The sequence below is a fragment of the Mesorhizobium sp. M7A.F.Ca.CA.002.04.1.1 genome (assembly GCF_004022805.1).
GTDB classification, from domain to species: Bacteria; Pseudomonadota; Alphaproteobacteria; order Rhizobiales; family Rhizobiaceae; genus Mesorhizobium; species Mesorhizobium ciceri.
This window is the reverse complement of record NZ_RZPL01000527.1, coordinates 1-4,172: the sequence shown is the minus strand read 5'-3', so window position 1 is coordinate 4,172 and position 4,172 is coordinate 1. Positions and strand designations below refer to the sequence as shown.

General features: G+C 63.8%; 3 protein-coding genes. 1 reads left to right on the top strand and 2 read right to left on the bottom strand.

Translation table 11 applies throughout. From position 1 onward, the window contains the following. Positions 1 to 493, bottom strand: a 493-nt coding sequence (ccmB, locus tag ENZ75_RS23385) for a heme exporter protein CcmB (RefSeq protein WP_128278342.1), incomplete at its 3' end; no start/stop codon positions are given. Positions 494 to 521: 28 nt separating this feature from the next. Continuing rightward, the gene (gene ccmA / locus ENZ75_RS23380) at positions 522 to 1,145 is read right to left on the bottom strand and encodes a heme ABC exporter ATP-binding protein CcmA (protein WP_063169544.1); all 624 of its coding nucleotides are present in this window, start codon (positions 1,143 to 1,145) and stop codon (positions 522 to 524) included. A gap of 280 nt (positions 1,146 to 1,425) precedes the next feature. Here ccmA and acnA point away from each other — a divergent pair, with 280 nt between their 5' ends. After that, on the top strand, positions 1,426 to 4,116 hold the full coding sequence (acnA, locus tag ENZ75_RS23375; protein WP_128278341.1) for an aconitate hydratase AcnA: 2,691 nt from the start codon (positions 1,426 to 1,428) through the stop codon (positions 4,114 to 4,116). Positions 4,117 to 4,172: the final 56 nt, after the last annotated feature.

The following is a 4,172-nucleotide window of genomic DNA, read 5'->3' as shown; positions in this document are numbered from 1 at the left end:
CCAGCACCGAGATCAGCAGCCCGCCACGCGGCAGCGCCACCGCCACCGCCGCACCGGCGGCGCCGATGAACGTGATGGCCGGCGTGCCGACCAGCAGCGTCAGCGCCGTGGCGCCGATGCCGAGCGGCTCCATGTTCATGAACAGGCCGAGCAAGGGAGCCGCAATGACCAGCGGCAGCACGCTGCCCGCCCAATGCGCCAGGCATTTCACCAGCACTGTCAGAGCCAGCATATGGCGATCGTTGCCGAGCACCAGGAGATCGAGCGAACCGTCCTCGCGATCGGCCTGGAACAACCGGTCGAGCCCGAGCAGGCAGGACAACAGCGCGCCGATCCACAGGATGGCCGGTCCGATGCGGGCCAGCAGCTTCAGGTCCGGCCCGACCCCGAACGGGATGGTGACGATGACGGCGAGGAAGAAGATGACCCCGGTCAGCGCTCCGCCGCCGGCACGAATGTTGAGGCGGATGTCGCGCAGGAAGAGCGCTAGCATGGTTTGAGATGCTTTCGCCCAGACACCATCAACCGGCTTCCCCCATCCTCAACTCCATCCCCTCGATCCCGAGCGGCAGATGCGTCGCCGCGACAATCATCCCGCCATCCGCGCAATGCCTCGCCATCAACCCCGCAAACCGCGCCTCCGCCGCCTTGTCCAGCCCCGCCGTCGGCTCGTCCAGCAGCCACAATGGCCGGTGGCTGACCAAAAGCCTGGCGATCGCCGCGCGGCGCCGCTGCCCGGTCGATAGATAGCCGAACGGCAGGTGGCCGATGCCGCCGAGCCCGACCGTTTCCAGCGCCTCTTCGACGCCGAGCTGTCCGTCGCCATTGAAGTCTCGCCAAAAGCGCAAATTCTCCGCCACGCTGAGCGCCGGCTTCATTGCGTTCTGGTGGCCGAGATAGTGACAGGCCGAGGCAACAGACGGAAACGCTTCGCCCCCGTCTTCGACCTTCATGACGCCCTCAATCCTCACGCTGCCTTCCGCCGCCGGCAGCAGCCCGGCGATGATCCGCAGCAAGGTCGACTTGCCCGATCCGTTCGGCCCGGTGACGATAAGCGCCTGACACTCCTCCAAGGCAAAGCCGATGCCGGAAAACACCGCGTCGCCGCCTCGCTCGCCGCCCAGATTTTCGGCGATCAGCCGCATTCCTCGCCTGCCCTGAAACCATGTGTCGCGGCCGCTGCCGCATCGCACAAAATTGCTTTCCAACTGTCTAGAACTATTCCAGAAAATTCTCTATATGCGGTGCATCCGTGCCAGCGGTCGGCACGGGAACAGAATTAGCGCCGAACCAGCGCACGCGCCGCCTTGAACGGCTCGGGTTGCTTGGGAACGGACAGCGGAAATGGCCGTACCCGCACCTTTGCGCGTGATTGCATGCCATCGGCGTCCGTTCCCTTTCAGGCTGAACAGACAAGGATCGCACGTGTCAAAATCCCTCGACAGTTTCAATTGCCGCCGCACGCTGACCGCAGGCGGCGCTGAATATGCCTATTTCGATCTCATCGAGGCCGAAAAGAACGGCCTTACCGGCATCTCGCAACTGCCCTATTCGATGAAGGTGCTGCTGGAAAACCTGCTGCGCAACGATGACGGCCGCTCCGTCACCAAGGAATCGATCCAGGCGGTGGCCGGCTGGCTGACCGACAAGGGCACCGCCGGCGTCGAGATCGCCTATCGGCCGGCCCGCGTGCTGATGCAGGATTTCACCGGCGTTCCGGCCGTGGTCGATCTTGCCGCAATGCGCGACGCCATGGCTTCGCTCGGCGGCGATCCGCAGAAGATCAACCCGCTGGTGCCGGTCGACCTCGTCATCGACCATTCCGTCATCGTCGACGAATTCGGCACGCCGATGGCCTTCGCCCGCAATGTCGAGCTGGAATATGAGCGCAACGAAGAGCGCTACAAATTCCTGAAATGGGGCCAGCAGGCGTTCCGCAACTTCCGCGTCGTGCCGCCCGGCACCGGCATCTGCCATCAGGTCAACCTCGAATATCTCGGCCAGGTGGTGTGGACCAACACCGAGGACGGCGAAACCACAGCCTATCCCGACACCTGCGTCGGCACCGATTCGCACACCACCATGATCAACGGCCTGGGCGTGCTCGGCTGGGGCGTCGGCGGCATCGAGGCCGAGGCGGCCATGCTCGGCCAGCCGGTCTCCATGCTGCTGCCGGAAGTCATCGGCTTCCGTCTCACCGGCAAGCTGAAAGAGGGCGTCACCGCCACCGACCTCGTGCTCACCGTCACCCAGATGCTGCGCAAGAAGGGGGTCGTCGGCAAGTTCGTCGAGTTCTTCGGCCCGGGCCTCTCCAACATGACGCTGGCCGACCGCGCCACCATCGGCAACATGGCCCCCGAATATGGCGCCACCTGCGGTTTCTTCCCAGTCGACTCGGAAACCATCCGCTATCTCACAATGTCCGGCCGCAGCGAGGACCGCATCGCGCTGGTCGAGGCCTACGCCAAGGCGCAGGGCCTGTGGCGTGAAACCGGCTCGGCCGACCCTGTCTTCACTGATCTGCTCGAGCTCGAACTTGGTTCCGTCGTGCCGTCGATGGCCGGCCCCAAGCGGCCTGAAGGCCGCGTCGCCCTGGAAGGCATTCCGGAAGGCTTCGCCAAGGCGATGGAGACCGAATACAAGAAGGCGGCCGAAATCTCCAAGCGCTATGCCGTCGAAGGCACCGACCATGATCTCGGTCACGGCGATGTCGTCATTGCCGCCATCACCTCCTGCACCAACACCTCGAACCCGAGCGTGCTGATCGGCGCCGGTCTTTTGGCCCGCAATGCCAACCGGCTCGGTTTGAAGCAGAAGCCGTGGGTGAAGACCTCGCTGGCTCCCGGCAGCCAGGTGGTCGCCGAATATCTGGAGAAATCCGGCCTGCAGAAGGAGCTCGACCAGATCGGCTTCAACCTGGTCGGCTTCGGCTGCACCACCTGTATCGGCAATTCCGGCCCGCTGCCGGCGCCGATCTCCAAAACCATCAACGACAAGGGCCTGATCGCCGCCGCGGTCCTGTCCGGCAATCGCAACTTCGAAGGCCGTGTCTCGCCTGACGTGCAGGCCAACTATCTGGCCTCGCCGCCGCTGGTCGTCGCGCACGCGCTGGCCGGAACTGTCACCAAGGACCTCACGACAGAGCCGCTCGGCGAGGACAAGAACGGCGAGCCGGTCTACCTCAAGGACATCTGGCCGAGCTCGGCCGAAATCCAGGAGTTCATCGAGAAGAACGTCACCCGCGAGCTGTTCGCCCGCAAGTATGCCGACGTCTTCAAGGGCGACGAGTACTGGCAGAACGTCAAGGCGCCGGAAGGCCAGACCTATGCCTGGGACGACAACTCGACCTATGTGCAGAACCCGCCCTATTTCGCCGGCATGACATCAGGTTTCGGCAAGATCGGCGACATCAAGGGCGCCCGCGTGCTCGGCCTGTTCGGCGACAAGATCACCACCGATCACATCTCGCCGGCCGGATCGATCAAGGCAGCGTCGCCGGCCGGAAAATATCTCACCGACCACGGCGTCGGTGTCGCCGACTTCAACCAGTACGGCACGCGGCGCGGCAATCACGAGGTGATGATGCGCGGCACCTTCGCCAACATCCGCATCCGCAACCACATGCTGGGCGAGAACGGCCGCGAGGGCGGCTACACCATTCACTACCCGTCGAAGGAAGAGGAATCGATCTACGACGCGGCGATGGAGTACAAAAGGGAAGGCGTGCCGCTGGTCGTCTTCGCCGGCGTCGAATACGGCAACGGCTCGTCGCGCGACTGGGCGGCCAAGGGAACCAATCTGCTCGGTGTCCGCGCGGTCATCGCCCAGTCCTTCGAGCGCATCCATCGCTCGAACCTGGTCGGCATGGGCGTTATCCCCTTCGTCTTCGAGGAAGGCACCTCATGGGCATCGCTCAACCTCAAGGGAGACGAGCTGGTCGAGATCGACGGACTGAGCACCATCAAGCCGCGCCAGACGATGATCGCCAAAATCACCTATGGCGACGGCACGGTGAAGAACGTGCCGATCATCTGCCGCATCGATACGCTGGATGAGCTCGACTACTTCAAGAACGGCGGCATCCTGCAATACGTGCTGCGCGATCTGGCAGCTTAGTAAGGGAGTAGGGGAGTAGGGGAGTAGGGGAGTAGGGAAGGGAATACCTATTCCCC

Excerpts from the sequence above, each read along its gene's own strand:
- ccmA (WP_063169544.1), bottom strand. The coding sequence starts at position 1,145 with ATGCGGCTGATCGCCGAAAATCTGGGCGGCGAGCGAGGCGGCGACGCG.